Raw genomic sequence first — 24,091 nt, forward strand, 5'->3', positions numbered from 1 at the left:
CCCGGGCTGTCGTACTCCGCTGTGTAGGTGTGCTGATATAATCCGCTTTGAATAATTTCCGGCGCGTCTTCAAAATCCTGACGCAAATCGTCTTTCGACAGGTCAAGCAGCTCAATGTTGACGTTCTGACGGAAGTCGGTTTTATCGATCAGCGACTTCAGGCCGCGCCACGTCGATTCCACTTTCTGGAATTCGTCATGGTGCATTACCGCGTCCAACTGGCGGCTGATCTGGCGGTCCAGTTCAGCGATGTGATGATCCAGCAGATTTTTATCCAGCTTCTCAACTTTCTCGCCGCTGATTTTCAGTCGCGTCAGGAACACCTGCATCGCGGCGGTCACGCGCTCGTCGGCGGTGGCGTCGGACATCGTCTGGCTGTCCTGCCAGACATTCAGATCGCTCAACACGTTGACCGGGTTGAGGTTAATTTTTTCAAACAGCGAAGCATATACGCCGCACGTAGCCGGGCGATCCAGCACGGTGGTTTCACCGGCTGCACGGGTTTCATTCTGAACTGACATCAGCATTCTCTCTCAGTAGTCCGTTACGGGGATGATCAGGCTTGATCGCTGGCTAACGCAGACAGCTCGCCGCGCAGTTCCTCGCTCAGGGCGGGATCTTTCAGGATGACTTCCAGCTCTTTGCGGAAGGTAACGTTATCCAGCAGGTTAGATTTGAGGTCGCGCAGCAGGTTACGCATCGCCAGCATGGCGCGCAGCTGTGGGATTTGACGGGCGACCTGCTCAGGCTCGAAGTCCTTCATATCGCGGAAGTTAAGCTGAACACTTTCTTCGCTGCCGTCGCGGGCCAACATGTTCGGCACGGCAAATGCCACTGCGGGTGCGATATCGGCCAGCACGCTGTTGAAGTTGTTTTTGTTCACGTTGACCTTTTCACGCTCAGATAGCGGGCGATCTTCCGCGCCGTTGCTGAAATCGCCGGTCACCAGCAGCTTAAGAGGTAGCTCGGTTTTGCTGACAGCCGCACCGGTGTGCAGGTCAAGCTTTAGATTTATACGAGCTTTGGGGATTTCATTCTGATAAGAATTACTCACGTTTACTCCTTGTGAAAATGGCGTGGAAAGCACGCGTAGGCACACTTTCCCTGTGCGTTACCGCGCGAATATAACAGCTCACGCACCTAAATCAACGAAGCAAATCAGATCTTTATTACTGTTTTATATGAAATAATTTATTAAAATTCATGTTAACTCACTGAAGATGATAAAAAAATGACCACGATTAATCTCAAGAAATAGATCTAAGTTTTGAGATATTAGTCACTATAGATACTTTTTCTCGAATAAATAATACAACCATTCTAATTGTTAGCGGAGAGTTACTTTTTGAAGTCGAAGTGTTGCAATCATTGCTCACGCTGGACTGTAAGTATTCCTGCCAAACGGACCATTTATACTTAGAGATCTTCCGGCATCCTGGTTATGGCACGAGTGAGATCGCCATCAGCAAAGCCAAATTCATCGAGCACCTGATCATCGCAGTTCACACGTCAGCCGAAGCAGAAGCTGTCGGGATTGTTAAGCTTTAATTACAGCTTCCATGACCACTTTGACGACGCGAAGAAAGCTTATTCATGGCTCACAGCGGGTCTGGCTTAGCAGGGTAGCGGTTGGAATGGGTGAAATCTGTCAATTCAGGATGGCGCTGCCGCATCACGGCGCCCTTGATTTGCTGAGCGATAAGCGTGAGTTTTTATCGCCTTCATGCCGCAAAACTGCATAACAGAAGCAAATCTGCTCGTCACTGACACTGGTGATAAAGTAAGTGCTTTTTTTAGGAAATATCCTGGAAAGCGGCAGGGGCAGTTAAAAACATTGAAAAACAGATACAGTAACGTTACTTATTAATCGCAAGCGTTATATTTAACCTACAGAGAGAGCAAAATGGCTATTGATATGTTTTTAAAAGTAGATGGCGTTAATGGCGAATCAAATGATTCTAATCATAAAAACTGGACCGATATACATTCATTCTCATGGGGAGCCACTCAACCAGGAAACATGGATGTAGGCGGCGGCGGTGGTGCTGGTAAGGTTAACTTTAAGGACCTCAGTGTTGTAGCTTTGGTCGATAAATCTACACCAGCAATCCTTAAATATTGTGCCAGTGGAAAGCATGTTAATAGTGTCGAGGTTTCAATTTGTAAGGCGGGGGGAAGTCAGGTTGAATACTCTCGTATTACGCTGACAGATGTGCTTGTGACTTCCGTCGGGTTTACAGGTACGGCAGGCAATGACACCCTAGGTGTTACCTTTACTTTCCAGGCGGCTCAGGTTAAGCAGCAATATTGGGAACAATCAGACAAAGGTGGTAAAGGCGCTGAAGTTAGTGCCGGCTGGAGCATTAAGGAAAATAAAGAGATGTGAAATATCCCCCTGAAAGATTAAATATAACGGAAAGTTATTATTTTATATTTTCAGGAGTCACCCGGCAGATGTGTTAAGGATTACAAAACCATTAAGAGACATTTAGAATATGGAAAATAATATTTATTTGAAAGTTGATGGAGTAAACGGAGAATGCGAGGAAGCTGGCCACGAAAAATGGATAGACATTATATCCTTCGACTGGGGAGTTTTTCAGCCAGGTAACATGTTTGTTGGAGGCGGTGGTGGTGCAGGGAAAGCAAATTTTGATGATCTTACAGTTATAGCGGCTGTAGACAAAGCCACGCCTGCACTGCTTAAATACTGCTCTGGCGGAAAACATATCAATGAAATAACACTTTCAGTTTGTAAGGCCGGTGGGAACGCTCTGGAATACATTAAAATCAAACTGAAGGAGGTTCTGATAACGAATGTTACATACATTGGTATAATTCGCAGACCTACTGTTGGTATGAAATATTCATTTCAGGCAGCTGAATTCCAGATTGAGTATATAGAACAAACCGAATTGGGAACCAAAGGTGCTTCATCATTATCTGGATGGAACATAAAGGAAAACAGAGAAATATAAGCAAGATATTTCATCAGCCCTTAATTATCAGGAAAATATGATGAGTAAATTTAGTTACGATGATTTTATCAGATTCTCAAAAACATTTTCTGAGCAACAGTCAAATTGTTTGGATAACAACTCCATATTTTATATTATTCAGGAGATAAATCTTGCCGACCAACAATATTTAAAAAAACTAAGAAGTTCTTCAGTAACTTTCGACGGCGATGCTGAAAGTAATCGACAAATGAAATACGACGATGGATACAGGTCCTGGGCTCAACAATCAATAAGATCCATACCCTTTTATGCGGAATTGCATAAGCAGAGGACCAATTCTTTATCTTTAGGGTTGAGTATTGTTTCGGCGGCCATTCCCATAGCAAGGAATTTTTACAAAGGGAATCCAATTAACTTAATTTCACCTGTCATTGCGTCGGCAGTGACTAATAAAATATTTGACACCGTAAAATCACTTAACGTTTACAGCATCAGTGAACTCAATATTCTGACTATACTTCTGAACAAGCTTTCAGGATTTAAAATCGATCTCATAAATTTATTTGAGTCATTTAGTCAATCACTTGATAAAAATAATGCATGGCCCTCAAACGGAACAAAAACCTTAACCAAGAACCAGTTTTTAGATGTCCTGAGTAATCAGGGATTACAATACAGGGCTCATGAAATATCATCAGAATTCATGGAGTGGGTTAATAAATCGCTATCATCTCCACATAAAATAATGTTTAGCGATCAAGAGTCATCAATATTTATTTCTGGTGGAGATGTTTTGTTTGTTGAGCCTGGCGTAAATATAAAGAAATCTCAGCAGATAAAAAGCATATTAAACGCAATCGATAATTACTCATAAATTCTCGGTTAAATTTCTTATTGCGCGTGTGGCCGAACGCCAATAATCCTTATAATACCTTGCCGTACGCTTTCGTACGGTTTGCTCTCAAAACCCCATTGTTGTCGAGTTCAGGCACTGATGCGCATTCCCCGGACAGAATTCTTAACAGAAGTGGTCAATAGCCGTGCAAGGGCATTGTCCACTTTCACTCCTTACGTTTTCCATGTGAAACACCATCATTAGCGGTTGATTTTTAACCGCTTCAGGATATCGTCAGGGAGCGCCCCTGTCTGATACATTGAGCCGGTGCGCCGGAAATATTTTACTGGGTTAATACAGCAGATAAGGTAATTTCGTCGGGGTGCAGGTAGATATTCCATGTAAGGAGAATGCAGTGAGAACACAGAAAAGATGCATGGGTTACGTCGCTATTGTTGTCGATGACTACGATCGGGCAATCGATTACTACACCACCAGGTTAGGCTTTCACCTCGTGGAGGATACCCCTCAACCGGGTAAACGCTGGGTAGTTGTCACTCCTGCCCCGGGAAGTGACTGCAATCTGCTTCTGGCTCAGGCATCTAACGAACGTCAGAAATCATTCATCGGCAACCAGTGCGGTGGTCGTGTTTTCCTTTTCCTACAGACCGACGACTTCTGGCGCGATTACTCTTTGATGAAGGAAAAAGGGGTGCATTTCTGCGAGGAGCCGCGCGAAGAAGAATACGGAACTGTTGTTGTTTTTGAAGATATCTATGGCAACCGCTGGGATCTCTACCAGAACGCCTGACTTAATGACCTCCGTCAGGCGGTTACCTTTTGCAGATGAACTCAAAAACTAACTTCTTTGCAGGATAAACGGGCCTGACAAGGAGATGTTTCCCCAGAAAGAAGAATGCCCCGCCACGCGGCAGGGCATCAATCAGCGAGACAGGCAGCAAAGGCTGTCAGTCCTTACTTTGCAGAAGGAAGCGATAAATCAGCCCGCCTGCAACACCCCCCACCAGCGGCACGACCCAGAATACCCAGAGCTGCTGTAAAGCCCACGTTCCCTGGAATACCGCCACGGCAGTGCTTCGCGCCGGATTCACGGAAGTATTGGTCACCGGGATGCTGATAAGGTGAATAAGCGTCAGCGCCAGACCAATGGCAATCGGGGCGAAACCGGCTGGCGCACGTTTATCCGTCGCGCCATGAATGATGATCAGGAAGAAAGCGGTAAGGACCAGCTCAGTGATGACCGCAGACTGAAGCGAAAATCCGCCTGGGGAGTGTTCCCCGAATCCATTAGAGGCGAAGCCACTGGCCGTCACGTCAAAACCAGCCTTGCCGCTCGCAATCAGATACAGGACGCCGCCGGCAGCGATACCGCCGATGACCTGAGCAATGATGTAAGGGATAACATCGCTAAAAGAAATCCTGCCACCGGCCCACAGACCAAGCGTCACCGCCGGGTTGAAATGACCGCCTGAAATATGGCCCACGGCAAACGCCATGGTCAGGACCGTCAGACCAAATGCGAGTGCCACCCCTGCAAACCCTATACCGAGCTGTGGAAATGCCGCAGCCAGGACTGCGCTTCCGCAGCCCCCCAATACCAACCAGAACGTGCCGAAAAGTTCAGCAGCTGTTTTTCTTAACATTTTCAAGTTCCTTCTGTTAGTAAACAGTTAACAGCGTTCAGATAACGCAGACCTATAATAATCCGTAAGGAGCAGAAGGAAACTGAATTTATTCAATCCCGTCATAATGATAGGTGTATACGAGAATTTTTTTCCGCCGCCACCGTTGGCAGACAGAAGAGCTCAGAACAAATAAAGAGCCTGCGGCTTTTGCATTTTTACAGTAACAAAACTGAAACGTTCTTACGATAATGAGCGTTCAACCTGACACGACGCGCCGCCAGAAATCGTTGTAGCCTGTTTATTAACCCGCTGCACTCCCGCTGTAGAGATTGCCCTCCCGCTCAGCCCAGAATGGTGCGTTACGCGCACCAATAACGCCCCACATTTCTCTGTGAGCCCGCTCAAGGGCACGATTTATGGCTGGTGTCGGACCTGGCATAACTCCTGCATTGATTACCTCAGACTTGTATACAAGGCCGGATACCGGTCACCTATGCGGAGAAACGAGCTATGCGCAATAAAGAGAAGATCGATGCTCAGCGTCGTCAGGTGATGAAATACTCGGCGCTGACCCTGGGAGGCGTAGCGCTCAGCGGCATGTTGGGTTGTCTGCCAGCAATGGCAGCCGACGAGGAGATTTTGATTGGCTACTGGCCAATTGTCGGCGGCTTGCCTTTATATGTTGGTATTGAAAAAGGCTTCTTTAAACAGGCCGGGCTGAACGTTCGGGCGGTAAAATTTGCCAGCCCGCAGCAGGTGGTGGAGGCGATGATAACCGGGCGGATTCACGGATGCGCCAACGGTACTGCAACCGGCGCGCTGGGTCTGGGCGCCATTACCAGCCCGGACCTGTTCAAAATTATCTGCTCAAATCCCTCTAACGAAAAAATGGTGCTGGATGAGTTCCTGGTCCCCACCAACAGCACGGCAAAATCTATTGCCGATTTGAAAGGGAAACGCATTGCCAGTGGCCCAGGCGTTCAGAACGTTACTATGGCGAAGATCATTCTGGAGAAAAATGGCTTCACCGATCCCAAAATTATTGAGCTGCCTGTTGGCCAGCATGTGCCCTCATTAGCCGCCGGGCAGATCGACGGTGTTTATACTCTGGAACCAACCGGTACGGTTGCGCGCATGAAGGGGCTGGGTAAAGTGCTTGAGACCGGCGTGATTGCCAAATATGTGCTGGGCGAGGCCAGCGCGCCGTGGTTTGGCGGTGCCGCCGCGCTTACCAGCAGCTTTATCAATGCCGACGGCACCCGCGCCCGTCAGGTCATTAATGCTTATGGCGAGGCGGTGAAATTTATCCAGCAGCATCCTGAAGAGGCTCGTCAGTATGTTGCCGGTTACACTGGGATTGAAGCGGCGCTGGTTAAGGAAGTCCCTCTGCCCGGCTTTGTGATGTATGACCAGCTCACCGGCGATAATCTGCAATGGTTCCAGAAGTTTTATGACGTCTTCAGCGAGCGGAAAATTTTCAGCAAGCCTCTGCAAGTGGCACCGTTGATTTATAAGGCATAGGGAGGCGAAATGATCCGAACCTGGCGCCATCGGCTGCTGCCGCTGGCTGGACCGCTGCTGTTATTTCTGCTGTGGCAAACGGCCGTCAGCGCAAAATGGCTGAACCCTGTTCTGCTGCCTTCACCCGGAGAGACGCTAAGCTACCTGTTCAGCGCGCTGGCCGATGGCAGCATGAATCGGGATATAGGCGATACGCTGTACCGCACGCTGATGGCATTTGTCGTCTCCGCCGTTATCGGCGTGCCGCTGGGCGTGATGCTCGGCAGCAGCGAGCGTCTCTATCGCAGCGTTGAGTTCCTGGTGGATTTTTTCCGCTCCACGCCGTCCTCAGCGCTGATCCCGCTATTTATGCTGATTTTCGGCATTACCGATGCCAACAAGATTGCTATCGCGGCCTTTGCGGCGGTGCTGGTGATCCTGTTTAACAGCGCCTACGGCGTCATGAACGCGAAGAAGACCCGCATCATGGCCGCGCAGGTGATGGGCGTTTCTCGCTGGCACATATTCAAAGATATTCTGCTACTGGAAAGTCTGCCGCAGACTTTTGTCGGCCTGCGAACGGGCGTCTCCATGGCGCTGGTGATTGTTATTGTCGCCGAGATGTTTATTGGGTCTGAGACCGGGCTGGGCCACCGTATTATCGATGCGCAGCAGCTGTTCAATATCAAAGATATGTATGCCTCGATCCTGGTTACCGGCGCGTTTGGCTATCTGTTAAATCTGGGCTTTTTGTTGATTGAGAAGCGATGCGTACACTGGAGCGGCAAATAATGACAGAACCCCGTTACCCTCAACCTGGTACCCATGTCACTCTGCGGGGGCTGGATAAATCCTTCGCCGGGCAGCCCCTCTATCAGAATCTCAATCTGGACTTCCCCAAGGGGAAAATTGTGTCGATTTTCGGTCCCAACGGCTGTGGAAAATCAACCCTGATGAACATGATCGCCGGGCTGATACCGCTCGACCGTGGGCAAATATTGTTTGACGGCAAAACGCTGGCGGAGACAACCATCGGCTATGTGTTCCAGAACTACCGCGATGCCCTGTTTCCCTGGTTAAGCGCCTGGAACAATATCGCCTGGCCGCTGAAGCGCCGGGGAATGAAGGCGAATGCGGTAAAAAAACGGGTCGCTGAACTGACAGAAATGTTTGATATCCGCTTCGATTTGCAGCGATATCCCTACGAACTGTCGGGAGGGCAGCAGCAAACGGTGTGCATTATGCGCGCGATGGCGACCAGTCCTGAAGTCATGTTTCTCGATGAGCCGTTCTCTGCCCTCGATTTTGAGATGACGCTGTTTATCCGCGATAAGTTGCAGCAGGCCCAGTTGGCGACCGGCGTTACCATGCTGATTGTCTCGCATGACCTGGAAGACGCGGTGTTTCTGGCTGACGAAATTCTGCTGCTAACGCGTCGCCCTACTCGCGTGGCGGAAATTATCCCCTTTGATTTGCCTCGCCCCCGCACGGCCGAAATCACCAGCCATCCGGAGTTCGTGCGGGTAAAAGCGCATACGCTTGAGGTGTTCAAGCGGGAGATGGCCAGTTAGCCGATAGAAAAAAGCAGCTCCTGAGAGCTGCTTTTGCTGAGTTTGCATCAATCCGTCCGGTGCTGAATCAGCCTTCAGGTGGCGCTTTGCCTTCCTCGATAAACTCTTCATCGATCTCGTCGATATTTTCGCGGTTATCCTTGCCGGAAAGCAGATTCCAGCAGGCGATAAACATCGCGGCAATCAGCGGCCCAATCACGAAGCCGTTGATGCCATAGATCTCCATCCCGCCCAGCGTCGCGATAAGGATCAGATAGTCCGGCATTTTGGTGTCTTTGCCCACCAGCAGCGGACGAAGAATATTATCGACCAGGCCGATCACCACAACGAAGAAGACCACGATAAACAGCCCTTTCCACAGCACGCCTGAGCCGAAGAAGAAGATGGCTGCGGGTACCCAGATAATGGCGGAGCCCACCGCAGGGATCAGGGAAAGGAAGGCCATCAGCGCTCCCCAAAGCAGAATGCCGTCAATGTCGGTGATCCAGAATGCCAGGGCGCCAAGCGCGCCTTGCACAATCGCAACCACGACGGTGCCTTTCACCGTAGCCCGCGAAACGGCCGCAAACTTCATAAACAGATGATGCTTAACGTAGGTGGAAAGCGGCAGCGCCTCAAGGATCAGGTTAACCAGGTATGCGCCATCCTTGAGCAGGAAAAACAGCAGGTACAGCATAATGCCAAAGCCCACCACAAAGCTGAAGGTGCTTTTACCGATCAGGAACACGCTGCCTGCCAGATACTGCCCGCCCTGCAGGGCAACCTGCGAGAGCTTCTGCTGGATGCTGGCCGCCGTATTCAGATGATGTTCGGTCAGGAAGCTCTGTGCCCAGCCCGGCAGGTGCCGCATAACATCGGCAAGAATAGTGGGTAGCTGCGTATTGTTTGACTGCAGCTTGGTATAGACCATGTTAAATTCAATCGCCATGGAAGAGGCAATAATCGCCAGCGGCGTGAAGACAATTAAACAGATCGCCAGCAGGGTTAGGAAAGTGGCAAGGCCATTTTTGTCACCCATCATGTGTCTGAGTTTGGTTTTCATCGGGTGAAAAATCACCGCCAGGATAGCCGCCCACAGTACTGAAGAGTAGTACGGTCCCAGTACGTCAAGAAAAGCCACCGTTACGATAAAAAGGATCAGGATAAAAAATCCTTTTGTCAGGCCATTAAATCTCATCTCAGTCCCTCTAAACTGCAATTTGCTCACGAAGCATAGAACGCTACAGCACATTTGCAATAAAAGACTTTATCAAGCCAGTTCGACCTGGATCTAAATTGTGGATAAGTTCGCATAGCGTGTCGCGGGTGAGCCATGTGAAGATCAGCATCGTCACGCAGACCACCAGCAGACTCAGGAAGAGCAGTTTTTGCGCCATCTTTGGCTTCCTTCTTCCGTTGCTTTTCAGCAGGTAAAAGGCTACCTTCTCGCGATAGATCCATTATTTCTGCAAATAAAATGTAATGCCTCTTACGCCAGTTTCACCGGCCACTGATTCAGCACAATGCCGCGCTTGACCGCGCCTTCGGCAAAGTCTTTCAGGACCGCTTTCACATCAGGATCGATATACTCCGCGTTATCATGCTCGACAATCACCACGCTGTTCTCCGGGATCTCCGCCAGCAGCCCCTTCAACCGTGGGTTATGCATAAAGGTCAGGTTCTGCTGGAAGCGCAGGACAAAATGGTTATCGTAGCGCGTCAGCATCATCGCGTTGTGATGGCTTTTATACACGCTAAACAAGATTTGCGTCGCCAGGCCTATCCCAATCCCTGCCAGCATCCCAAATACCAGAATGCCGCCGATGGTCGCGAGGAAAGGCACGGATTGCTGCACGCCCTGACGGAAATGTTCGACAAACAGGCGCGGCGTCGCCAGCTTATAACCGGTATACAGCAGCACGGCGGCAAGGCTGGCCAGCGGGATGGCATTCAGCAGTTCGCTAAAATAGAGGCCGCAGACCAGCAGGAGAATCCCGTGAAGCAGGATAGAAACCTTGCTTTGCGCGCCCGCACTGACGTTGACCGAACTGCGGACAATCACTGCGGTAATCGGCAGGCCGCCAAGGAAACCGCTGATCAGATTACCTATCCCCTGCGCACGCATCTCTTTATCCGGCGAAGGCGGCGGGTTCTGCGAACGTAACTTTTTCAGCGCTTCCTGGCTGAGCAGCGTTTCCAGACTGGCTACAATAGCCAGCGTGACCGCAATCATATAGACCGCTGGATTCTGCCAGACGCGCCAGTCTGGCCGCTCCAGTTCGCCGGTCAGCGCCTGAAGGCTGTCGAAAGACGGCAGGGAAATACGCGGCAGGTTACTGACTATCTCCGGGAACATTCTCCCACCAACCACGGTTGCCAGGCAGCCAAACAGTACGGCAACCAGCGGGCCTGGCATCCAGCTTAACGCCTTTATTTTTTTCACCGTCGGCGTCGACCAGAACCACAGAATAAATAGCCCCACGCCGGAAACCACGATCGCCGGGATTGACACGCTGAATGCCCCGCCGGTCACCAGCGAGCTCAGCTCACTCTCTTCGGCAGCGCCAAGAGCAACCGGCAGCTGCTGAATAATCAGCAAAATACCGATGGCGGCCAGCATCCCCTTGATCACCGTTCCCGGCACCAGCGTGATAAAACGTCCGGTGCGCATAACGCCCAGCATGAATTGCAGCACGCCAGCGATAACAAGCGCGAACAGCAGTGCGGAAAACGATCCCAGCGTTTCAATCGCGCCGGTAACAATGGTCACCAGCCCGGCGGCCGGACCGCTGACGGCAAATTTAGAGGGGCTAAAGGTGGTCACCACCAGCCCGCCGATGACGCCGGTCAGCAGGCCGACAAAGGGCGGAAGGCCGCTGGCCTGCGCGATGCCGAGACAAAGCGGCAAAGCGACTAAAAACACCACCAGGCCAGCCGGGATATCCCGACGAAGATGATTTAAGTTCATGGCGAAGTCTCCTCTGCGCTTTGCTGGATTAACTCTTTCAGATGCCCGGACTGGAGATCATACACGCAGCCAAACACGTCCAGTTCCGCCCCTGCCCGCCAGATATTCAGTACCGGCTCAGCGGCGATCAGATGCGAAAATTGAGCAAGAACGTTAGCCTCAACCAGCTGATTGAGCCTTTCCTTTTCGTCTCCGATCCGATCGGCCTTTGCCAGACCTGGCGCCAGCGCCTCTCTAAGTTGGGTAATTCGTCGGGCAAGGGGCGAGTTCTCGCCATAAAGAGGAAGATCCGGCAGGGCGACAGCGGCCTGCACGCCACCGCAACCGTAATGCCCACAGAGAACGATGCGTGAGACTTTGAGATATTCCAGCGCGTACTGCAGCACGCTCATAAAATTATCGTCACCCGCCACGACCATATTGGCGATATTACGGTGAACAAACAGCTCGCCGGGGTGCGCGCCGGTCAGGACTTCTGCCGGGACGCGACTGTCCGAGCAGCCAATCCACAGGGAGTGCGGCTGCTGCGAGTGCACGTTCTGCTGGAAGTAGTGAGGATTGCGTTGGCGGCGCTGCAAGGCCCAACTGCGGTTTTTCGCTAACAAGGGTTTTAGGGTCGTCAAAATACAGTCTCTCTTTTCAGAACAGCAGGAAAAAGCCTGGGCGAAAGATAAAGGAAAATAATCAAAAACGGAGGAGTAACCTCCGCTTAAGTATGTACACATTTAATGTAATAAGTTCTGACATTTTAGACTGACATTAATGATTAAGAATATTCCTGGGCATAATAAACACCCTGAATGTAATTTTTATTAAATTAAAACACTTATTATTGATTTTTATAAAAAACAGACACCCTCGCATGAACGCCAAATGCCCGATAACAGAAAAAATAAAAACAATCAATGAGTTATAAGTTATATAATTATTTATCCATAAGATAAACCTATAATGAAAATAAAATAAAAGCGACAAGCGTCTCTTTTTTACGTGGTTGCTTATGTTACTTAAAAAATAAAAAGTTTAATTGCGACGGTGTGATAGCCTGAAAGTCGTTTATTTCATTATGGACAAATAAGCGGGGTAGTAATAACGGCATTTATCAAGAATCGTCAGAAACAGCCTGAAATACTTAATTATCTTTACATGATTGCGGCGGCTATACCTGGATAAAGAGAAGCTCACGGTATCTAAAGGTCGATCACCAGGTTCGCACTGAAGCTGCGGGAGCAGCATAGTGCTACCTGCTGTGAAGAGGCCGATTTTTCCGCTGCCGACTGGACGGTATCACGGTGATCGGCCCTCCCTTCAATAACCGGCGTCAGGCAGGCGCCACAGATTCCCATTTCACAGGAAAGGGGGACGCAAACACCGTTATCCTGCAAAACCGCCGCGATGGTCTTATCCACCGGTACCGGCCAGCTGGCGCCTGAAGAGGCTATCGTAATGGTAAATACCTCGTCGCCTTGCGGTGTCGTATCTGCGGGGGCGGCTGCCATAAAGGCTTCAGAGTGCAGGGCTTCTTGCTGCCAGCCCTTTGCCAGCGCCTGATTTTTTACATGGCTCATAAACCCCTGCGGCCCGCACATATAGAGATGACTACCGGCCTCTGGCTGTATCAGCTCGGCAGGGAGATGAACTCGCGGGCTGTTCCCTTCGCTGCTGTACCAGATATCACAGCTTCCATGCTGAAAACGGCGGGCAAGATGCCGCAACAGCGCCGTACTCTGGCGATCCTTCACATAGTAATGAAGCGCGAACGGCGTGCCGCTCACTTCCAGAGATTCGAGCATCGCCAGCAGCGGCGTGATGCCAATCCCGGCGGCCATCAGCACGATTTTTTGCGCGGGTAGCAGGCTGAACGCGTTGCGCGGCGCGGAAACGGTCAGCGTCTGCCCCAGCTTCAGGCGCTCATGAATATAGCGCGATCCGCCGCGCGACTGCGATTCCAGCCTGACGCAGATAAGAAAACGATCGCGCCTCGTTGGTGAACCCGTCAGGGAATACTGGCGGATTAGCCCGTTATCGAGGTGGAGATCGATGTGCGCTCCGGCCTCCCACTCAGGCAGTGGCTGGCCGCTCTCCGCCACCAGACTCACCGCCACATTCTCTTTCCCCTGTCGGGACAGCGCATCGACCACCACGCGTAATGTTTCCATCATCAGCCCCCGTTAAACCAGAAAGAATTCGCCAAACCCCTGGCGCTTGAGGCCACGACGATAGGCGATAGAGCTGCGATCGGCCGGGATATGCGCTTCGAGAGTCAAGTCCAGCGGCAGGCGTTCCGGGCGCTGAGTTTCCACCATGAGCCGATCCTCTTCAAATACCCGATGGTTGAAGGCGTAAACGTCCTCCACCGAAACGTGCAGGTCGAAGTTACGCGCAATCGGCGAAAACATCCGGGTTTTGCGGGCGGAAACCGGGCAGGCGGCGTTCATGATCGCCAGACGCCCGTTGTCAGGAAAATGAATGGTCAACGTGGCGGTAAACGGAAGATGCATCTCAAAATGCCTGAGCCACTGAAACCCTTCCGGCGCAATAAGATTCGAACCAGCCGGATAGTTCGCTACAGAGCTCCAGTAATCGACGCTGAAGCCGTAATTCGTTTCAACAGGATTGTAGGCAGGCACTTCCTGATTATCCGCGTCGGCAAAGGTTTCGGTATGAATCCAGGCAAAGTGCGCGACGTCAAGAAAGCCTTCTACCTGGCGTCCGGCAAAGCCAGCCACGTCAAAGTGCGGACAGACGAGCTGCTGAAAGCCCTGATCTTCCCAATGCGGCATCACCGGCAGTTCCGGCGTAGCGCCCTCTTCCGGGGCCATACAAACCCATATCAGGCCGTAGCGCTCTTCTACCGCAAAGGTAAGAAGATTCAGCTTCGCCGGGATCGCCTGCTGCGGACTGGAAGGAATGCGGTTGCATCGCCCTCCTTCACCAAAACGCAGGCCGTGATAGGGGCAAACGATCCCCTGCTCGTCGTGAAAGCCCAGCGTTAGCGGCACGCCGCGATGCGGGCAGACATCTTTTGCCACCACGACCTGGTCGTTAATGCGGTAAATCACCAGCTGTTCGTCCAGCAGAATAGCCTTGGTGGGCGCGCCCGTAATCTCACAGGAGCGGGCAACCGGGTGCCAGCAGCGGGCCAGGCGCAGCCAGTCATCTGGCTCAAACGTGCAGTGTGCCGGGGGAGTTGGGTTATTCATGATGTCACCTGTCATTTGCTCACATCAGCCCGGTCATTGCCGGCCCGTCTTTTTGATTAAGATTATTGTGGACAGGAGTACCTGTTGCGATCCATAACTGATTTCTCAATAAGGTGTTGCATAAAACGATACACAGGTTGACCCATGATCCCTTTTTCCCGGTTTTCTCACTACTTCGCCGAGGTCGCCAGCAGCGGCAGCCTGAGGAAAGCAGCCGAAAAACTTCACGTTTCGGCCTCCGCAATTAATCGTCAGATCCTTCAGGCAGAGGAGGATCTGAACACTCGCCTCTTTGAGCGCCTGCCGGAAGGGATGCGGCTGACCACGGCAGGTGAGCTGCTGTACGCCGACATTCGCCGCTGGCAGCGCGAATATCAGCGGACCCTCGATCGCATTGATGAGATCCAGGGTCTGAAGCGCGGGCACGTCAGCATGGGATTGATCCAGGCGATGAATGAGGGGCGGCTGGCGGAGGTGCTTTCCGCGATCGCATCCGATCATCCCTGGCTGCGCCTCGATCTGAGCGTGGATGACAGCCAGACGATCGGCCAGCGCATCAGCGAAGCTGAACTGGATTTTGGCTTGATCCTCGATCCTGAGGGGCAGTCTGGTCTGGAGGTGATTGCGTTTGCCGAGCTGCCGCTTGGCGTGGTGCTACCAGCGGATCATCCGCTTAGCCAGCGTGAATCACTCTCGCCGGGCGAGCTGAGTGATGAAAGGCATATTCTGCCAGGCGATCCGCTGGTGGTGCACGATCGGGTGGAAATGCTTTACCGGCGCCACGCCTTTTCACCGGATAACATCATCGTCTGTAACGATATCCGCTTAATAAAATCCCTGATCAAAGGCGGCAGCGGCATCAGCATTTTGAGCCGACTGGATGTGCTGAATGAAATTCGCGAGGGGACGTTTTGCTTCGTTCCGCTGAAGGGAGCGCCGGTTCGCCCGCTAACGCTGGCGCTTTGCACTGCGCCGTCCCGTCAGCTCTCCAGGGCGGCGCAGAAGGTCATTCAGCAAATCACCCATGTGGTGGAAGACCTGGCCGTGACGGACTGAAGCTTTAGCGACCAATAGGCTGGTAGCCCTGCCAGTCCGGCGTGAACGGTTTACCGTCAGTGCTGGGCTCCAGATGGATAAAATACTCTCCGATCTGTTCTAACAGCAGGCAGTCGTCGACATCCTTCAGGTTGTCTTTGTGCAGCTGATCGGCGCCGGTAAGCAGCACCTTTAACGCTTTTGCTTTGGCTTCTTTCACATCAGTAGCGACGAACAGATCGAAAGCGTGCAGCTCGGCCAGCGAGTCTGGCTTGTAGCCCCCCGCATTGACGAAAAACAGCCTTTTCCCCGGCGCGGCAGGTGTGTTGCTCAGACTGATTTTATAGCCGTCAGCCCATGTAATGCGGGCGTAGCCATCGACATGGATCTTATCCGCATCGCCGAACCAGGCTTCACGCAGCGCTGGCCATGCGGCTTCCGGCGTGTCTGCCACCACAAACTGGATATCATGGACCTCGATATTCGATTTGCCCGCGTTGCCGCCAAGGTAAAACATAAACAGGTGCATCCTTTTCTCCTCTGAGCGCTGGCCTGATTACCTTCGCTATATACGTTAGCATACAACGAAAATTAAGGCAGGCCGCTACAGCAATCTCAGTGAATAAGAGCGTTGAGGATCAGCACCCCTGCCAGGCCAAGGAAGGAGATCAGCGTTTCCATCACCGTCCAGGTCTTCAGCGTTTCCACCACCGTCAGGTTGAAATACCCCTTGAACAACCAGAAGCCAGGATCGTTAACGTGCGAGGCGATCACGCTGCCTGAGCCGACGGCCAGCACCATCAGCGCCGGATCGGTATGGGTGATGGCGATAATCGGCGTGACGATCCCGGCGGTGGTGATCGCCGCGACGGTGGCCGATCCCAGCGCCACCCGCAGCATCGCGGCCACGGTCCAGCACATCAGCAGCGGCGACAGCGACGATCCTTTCATCAGATCGGCGATATAATTACCCACGCCGCTGTCAACCAGCACCTGCTTAAACGCGCCGCCTCCGGCAATGATAAAGACGATCATCGCAATGGCGGCGATCGAGCTGCCGCAGATATCCATCACCTCTTCCATTTTTCGTCCGTTGCGCAGCCCAAGCGTGAATACCGCCACCACCACCGAAATAAACAGCGCTACCGCAGGGTTGCCAATAAATTCAAAGAATTGCCTGGCGGCATTCTCCTTCGGCATCGTCAGTTCGCAGACGGCCGCAATCGCCATCAGGATCACCGGGATTACCGCGGCGAAGATGCTGATCCAGAAGCCCGGCATCTCATGCTCTTCAAAAATCTTCGGATTGAATAAGCCTTCCGGCGGCTCGCGCTCGAAGCTTTTCAGGAAACGGGAGAAGAATGGCCCGGCGACGATCACCGTCGGGATAGTGATGATCAGCCCGTAGAGCAGCGTGGTGCCGATATTCGCCCCGAAAAGGGTGGCAATCGCCGTTGGGCCGGGGTGCGGCGGCAGGAAACAATGGGTGACCGACAGCGCGGCCACCATCGGCACGCCCACGTACAGCAGCGGCATCTGCGCCGCCGCGACAATGGTAAACACCAGCGGCAGCAGCAGTACAAAGCCCACTTCATAGAACATCGCCAGCCCGACAATCAGCCCGGTCACCACCAGCGCCCATTGCAGATGCTTTTTGCCGAAGGCGGCGATCAGCGTGGTCGCAACACGCTGCGCTGCGCCGGTATCGGACACCAGCCTGCCCAGCATCGCGCCAAACCCGAGGATCATGGCCAGGCTGCCCAGCGTGCCGCCAATCCCTTTTTGAATGGAAGCCACCACCGCCAGCGGCGTCATCCCTTCCGCCACGCCAACCACGGCCGAGACAAACACCAGCGCAAGAAAGCCGTTCACTTTAAAAACGATCATCAGCACCAGCAGCAGGATCACGCCCACCGCGATAATGGTTACAGGCATGGGATTTCCTTGAATAAAGTCATCAGAAGATGCATTAGGTGTAGTTGCTTACCGCCCGCCCTGCCGCTGGCGAAGCTCAATAATTGGCGGCAGGTCACACTCCGGTTAACAACACTTTAACAATGGACTTTTCACCGCTACAGTAGAACTCATCCGACCACTCACTTTCAGGGTCATATGAACACTTCCTTGTTCTCTCCGCTGGATCTGGGCTTTACCCAGCTAAAAAATCGCGTGCTGATGGGGTCGATGCATACCGGGCTGGAAGAGCATCCCGACGGGCCGCACCGGCTGGCCGCTTTCTATGCCGAACGGGCCGCGGCTGGCGTGGCGCTGATTGTCACCGGCGGCATTGCGCCCTCTGCGGAAGGCGTAGTGATGGCCGGGGCCTCCGTCCTGAACCATCGGGATCAACTCAGTCATCACCGGCCGGTTACCGAGGCCGTACATCGGGCTGGCGGCAAAATCGCCCTGCAAATCCTCCACGCCGGGCGCTACAGCTATCAGCCTGCTTTGGTGGCGCCCTCCCCGCTTCAGGCACCGATCAACCCCTTTCAGCCCCACGAGCTGAGCGGCGCGGAAATTGTTGCGCTGATCGAAGACTTTGCCCACTGCGCGGCGCTGGCGAAGGAAGCGGGCTATGACGGCGTAGAAATCATGGGGTCTGAAGGCTATCTGATTAATCAGTTTCTCGCGGCCCGCACGAACCAGCGACAGGATGAATGGGGCGGCGATGAAACCCGTCGGATGCGCTTTGCAGTTGAGATAGTGAAAGCCGTAAGGGAGGCGGTCGGGTCAGAATTTATCCTCATTTTTCGTCTGTCGATGCTCGACCTGGTCGAACAGGGTAACACGCTGCCGCAAACCGTACGGCTGGCAAAAGCCGTTGAGCAGGCGGGGGCAACCCTTATCAATACCGGCATCGGCTGGCACGAGGCGCGTATACCGACGATTGCCACCTCGGTGCCGCGCGGCGCCTTTGGCTGGGTGACTAAACGACTGCGTCAGCATCTGCATATTCCGCTGATTACCACCAACAGGATCAATCATCCTGACGTGGCGCAGTCCTTACTGGATGAAGGCTGCGCCGATATGATTTCGATGGCGCGCCCTTTTCTGGCCGATGCTGAGTGGGTAAGCAAAGCCCAGTCCGACCGCAGCGATGAGATCAACACCTGCATTGGCTGCAATCAGGCCTGTCTCGACCAGATTTTCGCTGGCAAGATCACCTCTTGCCTGGTTAACCCTCGCGCCTGTCATGAAACGGAAATGCCGGTGGTGCCCGCCCGTCAGCCTAAAAATCTTGCGGTGATTGGCGCCGGTCCCGCAGGGCTGGCATTTGCGGTCAACGCGGCGGCTCGCGGCCATCGGGTTACGCTGTTCGACCGTAGTGCGGAAACAGGCGGCCAGTTCAATATCGCCAGGCAGATCCCAGGGAAGGAGGAGTTCAGCGAAACGCTGCGCTATTTCCGCCGCCAGCTTACGCTGACGGGCGTGACGCTGCGCCTGAACGAAACGGTGGTGGCTTCCTCGCTGGCAAGCTTTGACGAAGTAGTGCTGGCAACGGGCGTGGTGCCGCGCCTGCCGGAGATCCCCGGAATAGATCATCCCTCCGTGCTGAGCTATCTGGACGTGCTGCGCGACAAGAAACCGGTGGGGCGGCGCGTGGCGCTGATTGGCGCTGGCGGCATCGGATTTGATACTGCCGAGTACCTCAGCCAGCACGGTCCGTCCTCCAGCCTGAGTGTTGACGCCTATTGTCAGGAGTGGGGGATTGACCAGACGCTGCAAAACGCGGGCGGTCTGGTGCCGCCGGTATTGCCATCGCCTGAACGTGAAATCTGGCTGTTACAGCGCAAGCCCGGCAAGCCAGGGGCCGGGCTGGGAAAAACCACCGGTTGGATCCACCGCGCGAGCCTGCAAATGCGCGCGGTGCAGATGTGGGGCGGCGTACAGTATGTCAGGATTGACGATGGCGGGCTGCATATCCTGCGGGACGGCGAGCCGCAGCTGCTTAAGGTCGATAACGTAGTGATTTGCGCCGGTCAGGAACCTAATCGCGAACTGGCTGCATCGCTGAAGGCGCTGGGTAAACCGCTGCATATTATTGGCGGGGCTGATGTGGCAATGGAGCTGGATGCCCGCCGGGCCATAGCGCAGGGAACCAGGCTGGCGCTGGCGATCTGAACTGACGGGCGGAAGATTTTCCGCCCGTCAATGTCTGCACCCAGCCGCGCTATTTCCCGCTCCAGGCCTTCAGGTTCGCGTCCCTGGTTTGCAGCTTTTGCTCCGGCGTCAAATTGTTGTAGCCTTCTCCCAGCCCGCTTTCCCAGTCGCCATAGAGAGGATTCGGCAGAATGATGAAGCGGGTGCCAAACAGCCGGTTGTTCTGATTCACAAACGCGCGCCGCTGGGCGTTGCCCTGATGCCAGGTCGCCGCGCCGTAATCGTTGAGGTTATCCCCGATATACAGCACCACGTCATACCCTTCAGCTTTGATCGCGTCAAAGCGCGCCTGCTTATTGGAGCCATCCGTTTTCAGGCGCAGCGTTTTGTCGTTCACGCCGGTAAAGCCCAGCTGTTTCAGATTCTCGGCGGTAGCGGCCCCGTCCTTGCTGTCCCGGTTGGAGACATAGAACATGGTGCCACCGTGGCTGTTAACGTAGTTGGCAAAATTCACCGCGCCCGGCACGGCAATCGCCTGTTTTGCCTGGGTCCAGCGCGACCAGCTCTGGTCGTTAAACGGCTGGTTAGCCTTTACCTGCCAGGCGCTGTAGGCGCTGTTGTCGATCATCGTTTCATCCAGATCGACAATCACCGCCTTCGGCTTACCGGTCAGCGACGGCGCCTTGTCAAAGGCCAGCGTGGCGAAATTAAACGCCTGATAGGCCAGAGCCTGATACTCCCCGGACTGCTGGAACCAGTTAAGCGCCATCACCGATTGCTGGTTCAGCCGATCCGCCGCATCCTGTTTGTGCTGAGCGCAGCCAGAGAGCGCCAGCACGATCAGCGCGGCGCTACTTAACGTTGTTTTCATTTTCAAGTTTGGGTATCTCCTGCCAGAATAAGTAACGAAAAGGCTCGCGAGTTAACGCCTTAAAAATGTAGCATTTCCCTCGTAATGTGAAGAAATTGTTCGCCTGCTGACTGCTGAAAAGGACCGGAACATGCCGCAACACTATCGATCGCCCCTGCTCTCTGCGCTGGAGTGGCTCGATCACGCCTTCCTTGCCGCCGGGGAGCAACCGCCGCAAGAGAGCATTTATAACCATCAGCGCCACAGCCCCAATGTGGTGCTGGACAGCGATGCGCTGCCGGTAAAAAGCCGTGAGGCTGATGGACTTATCGGCACGGGTACGCGACCGGTCGCGGTTTACACTGCCGACTGCCTGCCGATTCTGATTGCCGACAGCCGCCAGCGCCAGGTTGCGGCGGTACATGCTGGCCTCAACGGCGCGCTGGGCGGCGTGCTGATCAACACCATCCGTTTGCTTTGCGAGCGTGGCGCGACGCCAGACAGCCTGAGCATCGCTGTTGGACCTGCCATCGGCCCCTGCTGCTATGAGCTGGGCGAAGAGCGCATTGAGCGAATTCAGCAGGAGAATCCCAATGACCTCGCCGGACTGATCGTTTTTTCCGCGCAGCAGCAAACCAACCCTAATGCCGTCAGGGCGCAAGCCGTGGCCACCACGCAGGGCGTCTGGTTTGATTTGCCGCTACTGGCGAAAAGAATGGCGATGCGCGAAGGCGTGCCTGAAGCGCAGATCGAACTGAGCCAGATCTGTACCTACTGCATGGCCGGAGAACGGGACAGCTACCGCCGCAATACTCATTTTGATCATGGTTACCAGCAGCGCTTCTCGTGGATCGCAAGGACTGGCTGAGGCTTTTGCTCATCGGGCATCCTCAGTAAACAACAGGGCGAATCGTTTTCACGGTTCGCCCTGTTGTCTTGTTCAATACAGTGCTTTAACGCAGCTTCACCGACCGCAGAATCACAAACTTCTGGTTTGAAGCGACGGTGGTGCAGTTGCCGAACAGCTTCTTCATTTTGCGGTAATAGTCCAGGTGGCGGTTACCCACGATACGCAGCTCGCCGCCGTCCTGAAGGCAGCGGCGGGCATCGCGAAACATCTGCCAGGCAATGTAGTCCGTCAGCGCATTCTGCTGATGGAACGGCGGGTTGCACAGCACCGCGTGCAGACGATCTGACGGGAAGCCCGCCAGCGAGTTATTCACTTCGAAATGGCAGCGGCTGAGATCGTCCGGGCGGTTCACCTCGACGTTCATCTGGCTGGAGGCCACCGCCATCCAGGATTCATCGATAAAATGCACTTCCGCTGCCGGGTTCAGATCCAGCGCGGTCAGCCCTATCACGCCGTTGCCGCAGCCGAGATCGGCAATTTCGCCGTCAATGTTATCCGGCAGGTTAGCCATAAAGAAGCGCGCGCCAACGTCCAGCCCGCTGCGGGAAAAGACGTTGGCGTGGTTATGGATCTCATAAGGCGTGTCATCAAGCGGCCAGATAGAGGTCAGCGGCATCTCAGCCACCGCAGGCAGCGTTGGCTGGCAGAAAATCAGCCTCGCCTTTTTCACCGCCAGCGAGGTAGTGGTGGCGCCCAGCACGCGCTCGAACAGGTTCAGCGTGGAGGTATGGATATCTTTCGCCTTACCGGCGGCGATAATCTGCGTCTCTGGCGTCACCACGCTGCGCAGGCAGTGCAGCTGATGCTCCAGCAGCGCCAGCGTTTTCGGGATCTTGATCAGCACGCGGGCTGGGCTGGCCGGCAGCGGCGCAAGGCTGTTAATAAACTTTACGTCGCCTTCATCCATCGCGTTCAGATTGAGGTTCTGCCGGGTGCCCAGCTCACTCATCAGCGAGTCGCTGATGCTGTAAAGCTCTTCACCGTACAGCACGCAGGCCAGCGCGCCGAAGGTGTCATTAAACAGCAGGGTCGGTCCGTTGGTTGGCTTATCGGCGACATGCTGTAGCAAATATTCGTCGGCGGCATCCCACGCCTGTAACGGGCTATCTTCGCGCGTCTGGGGAAAACGGTGCAGCGTCAGCGTGCGGTGGCTCAGTTCGAATTGGCTCATGGGATCTCCGGGTGGTAAATTTCCCGCGATTTATCCCCTAAAACGGCCTGACAGTAAACTTTTTTCTTTGCTGACGGCGTTTCTTCGCCCCCTTTCCCGACCAGAGACCTCTGTTAATCGGCCAGGCTGGCCGGTGCGCATAATGTGACCGCCGTCATGTCATTAAATAGCACCTATATACTAGAATGGTAGTTAGTCAGATAACAAATCCGTTAAGCGAGAATTCAGTATGCAAATGACAATGCGGTGGTTCGGCCCGAAGGAAGATAAAATTCCCCTGCAATACTTTGGTCAGGTACCGGGCGTGGAAGGCGTGGTGGGAGCGCTGTACGATGTGCCGGTAGGCGAGGTCTGGCCAACAGACAAAATCGAGGCGCTGGTCGGCGAGGCCAGACAGGCCGGGCTAAGCATGGAGGTGATTGAGAGCGTCAATATACATGACGACATTAAAATCGGCCTGCCCAGCCGCGACCGCTACATCGCTAACTATCAGCAGACCATCCGCAACCTGGCAGCGTCTGGCGTTAAGGTCATTTGCTATAACTTTATGCCGGTGTTCGACTGGATGAAAACCGACATGAACTATCTTCTGCCGGATGGCTCCCTGACCATGGCCTTCGAGAAGAAGGACATCGATAAAAGCCTGGAGGAAGTCGTTAACGAGGTGATGAACAACTCGAACGGCTTTGCCCTGCCGGGTTGGGAGCCGGAGCGGCTGGCCAAAGTCCAGGATCTGTTTGCGCAATATAAGGACGTGGACGATGAGAAACTGCGCGAAAATCTGGCCTGGTTCCTGAAGGCGGTAATTCCGGTGTGCGAAGAGGTCGGCGTTAAGATGGCGATCCATCCTGACGATCCGCCGTATTCAATCTTTGGCCTGCCGCGAGTGGTGAAAAATCGTGATGACCTGGACTGGATCTGTAACGCGGTAGATTCCGAAGCTAACGGCATTACATTATGCACCGGCTCTATTGCAGAAGATCCGGCTAATGATGTGTACAGCATTCTGGCTGAATTTTCGCGTCGTAAGCGTATTCACTTTGCCCACGTCAGAAATATTAAAATCATTCAGGATAAAGATTTCTACGAATCGGCTCACCCCACGCAATATGGCTCGCTGGATATGCTGAAGGTCATTAAATCACTGCATGACAACGGCTTCGATGGCTATATTCGTCCGGATCACGGGCGGTTTATCTGGGGAGAAACCGGACGCCCGGGCTATGGCCTGTATGACCGCGCGCTAGGCGTGACCTACCTTCTCGGCTTATGGGAAGCCGTCAGCCGCCAGTAATTTTATCAGGCGGGAGGTTTCTCCCGCCCTCTGTTCTCCTGCGATAAATATAACGATAATACCTGAGG

Annotated in this window: 24 protein-coding genes; 11 read left to right on the forward strand and 13 right to left on the reverse strand. The window is 53.6% G+C overall.

Features of this window, described 5'->3' with window-relative positions; genetic code table 11:
- The coding region (locus NG99_RS08925; protein ID WP_034891557.1) for a type VI secretion system contractile sheath domain-containing protein at positions 1–527 on the reverse strand (527 nt) is incomplete at its 3' end.
- Between the two features lie 29 nt (positions 528–556).
- Positions 557–1,054 carry a type VI secretion system contractile sheath small subunit gene (gene tssB / locus NG99_RS08930; RefSeq protein WP_034891144.1) on the reverse strand — a complete coding sequence of 166 codons (498 nt, stop codon included), beginning with the start codon at positions 1,052–1,054 and terminating at the stop codon, positions 557–559.
- Between the two features lie 849 nt (positions 1,055–1,903).
- On the opposite strand from tssB, the gene NG99_RS08940 reads away from it, so the two are divergent.
- From NG99_RS08940 to NG99_RS08955, 4 genes are all read left to right on the forward strand, one after another.
- On the forward strand, positions 1,904–2,386 hold the full coding sequence (locus tag NG99_RS08940) for an Hcp family type VI secretion system effector (protein ID WP_034891150.1): 483 nt from the start codon (positions 1,904–1,906) through the stop codon (positions 2,384–2,386).
- A 109-nt stretch (positions 2,387–2,495) separates the two neighbouring features.
- Positions 2,496–2,978: an Hcp family type VI secretion system effector gene (locus tag NG99_RS08945; protein ID WP_034891152.1), complete on the forward strand. Its 483-nt coding sequence runs from the start codon at positions 2,496–2,498 to the stop codon at positions 2,976–2,978.
- A 37-nt stretch (positions 2,979–3,015) separates the two neighbouring features.
- Positions 3,016–3,834 carry a hypothetical protein gene (locus NG99_RS08950; RefSeq protein ID WP_157032595.1) on the forward strand — a complete coding sequence of 273 codons (819 nt, stop codon included), beginning with the start codon at positions 3,016–3,018 and terminating at the stop codon, positions 3,832–3,834.
- Between the two features lie 376 nt (positions 3,835–4,210).
- Positions 4,211–4,606 (forward strand): VOC family protein, encoded by a 396-nt coding sequence (locus NG99_RS08955; protein ID WP_034891158.1) that lies wholly within the window; start codon positions 4,211–4,213, stop codon positions 4,604–4,606.
- Positions 4,607–4,763: 157 nt separating this feature from the next.
- Here NG99_RS08955 and aqpZ read toward each other — a convergent pair whose 3' ends face one another.
- Positions 4,764–5,459 carry an aquaporin Z gene (gene aqpZ, locus NG99_RS08960; RefSeq protein WP_034891161.1) on the reverse strand — a complete coding sequence of 232 codons (696 nt, stop codon included), beginning with the start codon at positions 5,457–5,459 and terminating at the stop codon, positions 4,764–4,766.
- Between the two features lie 492 nt (positions 5,460–5,951).
- Here aqpZ and NG99_RS08965 point away from each other — a divergent pair, with 492 nt between their 5' ends.
- From NG99_RS08965 to NG99_RS08975, 3 genes are read left to right on the forward strand one after another with little or no spacing between them, the layout of a single operon-like run.
- A complete protein-coding gene (locus tag NG99_RS08965; RefSeq protein WP_034891164.1) occupies positions 5,952–6,962 on the forward strand; it encodes an ABC transporter substrate-binding protein in 1,011 nt (336 codons plus the stop codon).
- A gap of 9 nt (positions 6,963–6,971) precedes the next feature.
- A complete protein-coding gene (locus NG99_RS08970) occupies positions 6,972–7,733 on the forward strand; it encodes an ABC transporter permease (RefSeq protein ID WP_034891167.1) in 762 nt (253 codons plus the stop codon).
- The gene (locus NG99_RS08975; protein WP_157032596.1) at positions 7,733–8,512 is read left to right on the forward strand and encodes an ABC transporter ATP-binding protein; all 780 of its coding nucleotides are present in this window, start codon (positions 7,733–7,735) and stop codon (positions 8,510–8,512) included. The genes NG99_RS08970 and NG99_RS08975 overlap by 1 nt, the downstream gene beginning before the upstream one ends.
- Before the next feature lie 67 nt (positions 8,513–8,579).
- On the opposite strand, the gene NG99_RS08980 is transcribed toward NG99_RS08975, so the two are convergent.
- The 6 genes from NG99_RS08980 to hpxD form a co-directional block, all read right to left on the reverse strand.
- Positions 8,580–9,689: an AI-2E family transporter gene (locus NG99_RS08980; protein ID WP_034891171.1), complete on the reverse strand. Its 1,110-nt coding sequence runs from the start codon at positions 9,687–9,689 to the stop codon at positions 8,580–8,582.
- A gap of 43 nt (positions 9,690–9,732) precedes the next feature.
- Positions 9,733–9,888 (reverse strand): Hok/Gef family protein, encoded by a 156-nt coding sequence (locus NG99_RS28170; protein WP_072017571.1) that lies wholly within the window; start codon positions 9,886–9,888, stop codon positions 9,733–9,735.
- A gap of 92 nt (positions 9,889–9,980) precedes the next feature.
- The gene (locus tag NG99_RS08985; RefSeq protein ID WP_034891174.1) at positions 9,981–11,459 is read right to left on the reverse strand and encodes a SulP family inorganic anion transporter; all 1,479 of its coding nucleotides are present in this window, start codon (positions 11,457–11,459) and stop codon (positions 9,981–9,983) included.
- A complete protein-coding gene (locus NG99_RS08990; protein ID WP_034891177.1) occupies positions 11,456–12,082 on the reverse strand; it encodes a carbonic anhydrase in 627 nt (208 codons plus the stop codon). The genes NG99_RS08985 and NG99_RS08990 overlap by 4 nt, the downstream gene beginning before the upstream one ends.
- Positions 12,083–12,649: 567 nt before the next feature.
- On the reverse strand, positions 12,650–13,621 hold the full coding sequence (locus NG99_RS08995) for a PDR/VanB family oxidoreductase (RefSeq protein ID WP_034891180.1): 972 nt from the start codon (positions 13,619–13,621) through the stop codon (positions 12,650–12,652).
- 9 nt (positions 13,622–13,630) lie between these two features.
- Positions 13,631–14,662 (reverse strand): molybdenum cofactor-independent xanthine hydroxylase subunit HpxD, encoded by a 1,032-nt coding sequence (gene hpxD, locus NG99_RS09000; RefSeq protein WP_034891183.1) that lies wholly within the window; start codon positions 14,660–14,662, stop codon positions 13,631–13,633.
- 144 nt (positions 14,663–14,806) lie between these two features.
- On the opposite strand from hpxD, the gene NG99_RS09005 reads away from it, so the two are divergent.
- Entirely contained in the window at positions 14,807–15,718 is a 912-nt protein-coding gene (locus NG99_RS09005) for a LysR family transcriptional regulator (protein ID WP_034891186.1), read from the forward strand.
- A 4-nt stretch (positions 15,719–15,722) separates the two neighbouring features.
- Here the strand turns inward: NG99_RS09005 and NG99_RS09010 are convergent, their stop codons facing one another.
- On the reverse strand, positions 15,723–16,226 hold the full coding sequence (locus tag NG99_RS09010) for a DUF1543 domain-containing protein (RefSeq protein WP_034891188.1): 504 nt from the start codon (positions 16,224–16,226) through the stop codon (positions 15,723–15,725).
- An 86-nt stretch (positions 16,227–16,312) separates the two neighbouring features.
- Complete coding sequence (locus tag NG99_RS09015; RefSeq protein WP_034891191.1) at positions 16,313–17,632, reverse strand: gluconate:H+ symporter; 1,320 nt, start codon at positions 17,630–17,632, stop codon at positions 16,313–16,315.
- A 177-nt stretch (positions 17,633–17,809) separates the two neighbouring features.
- Here NG99_RS09015 and NG99_RS09020 point away from each other — a divergent pair, with 177 nt between their 5' ends.
- Complete coding sequence (locus NG99_RS09020; RefSeq protein WP_034891193.1) at positions 17,810–19,819, forward strand: NADPH-dependent 2,4-dienoyl-CoA reductase; 2,010 nt, start codon at positions 17,810–17,812, stop codon at positions 19,817–19,819.
- Positions 19,820–19,868: 49 nt separating this feature from the next.
- On the opposite strand, the gene NG99_RS09025 is transcribed toward NG99_RS09020, so the two are convergent.
- Positions 19,869–20,669, reverse strand: a complete 801-nt coding sequence (locus tag NG99_RS09025) for a 5'-nucleotidase, lipoprotein e(P4) family (RefSeq protein WP_034891196.1) — start codon at positions 20,667–20,669, stop codon at positions 19,869–19,871.
- 130 nt (positions 20,670–20,799) lie between these two features.
- Between NG99_RS09025 and NG99_RS09030 the strand changes: the two genes are divergently transcribed.
- Entirely contained in the window at positions 20,800–21,516 is a 717-nt protein-coding gene (locus tag NG99_RS09030) for a polyphenol oxidase family protein (RefSeq protein ID WP_034891199.1), read from the forward strand.
- 85 nt (positions 21,517–21,601) lie between these two features.
- On the opposite strand, the gene rlmG is transcribed toward NG99_RS09030, so the two are convergent.
- On the reverse strand, positions 21,602–22,729 hold the full coding sequence (gene rlmG, locus NG99_RS09035; RefSeq protein ID WP_034891202.1) for a 23S rRNA (guanine(1835)-N(2))-methyltransferase RlmG: 1,128 nt from the start codon (positions 22,727–22,729) through the stop codon (positions 21,602–21,604).
- Positions 22,730–22,958: 229 nt separating this feature from the next.
- On the opposite strand from rlmG, the gene uxuA reads away from it, so the two are divergent.
- Positions 22,959–24,023, forward strand: coding sequence for a mannonate dehydratase (gene uxuA / locus NG99_RS09040; RefSeq protein ID WP_034891205.1), 1,065 nt, complete (start codon positions 22,959–22,961; stop codon positions 24,021–24,023).
- Positions 24,024–24,091 lie beyond the last annotated feature (68 nt).

Source organism: Erwinia typographi, from assembly GCF_000773975.1.
GTDB lineage: Bacteria > Pseudomonadota > Gammaproteobacteria > Enterobacterales > Enterobacteriaceae > Erwinia > Erwinia typographi.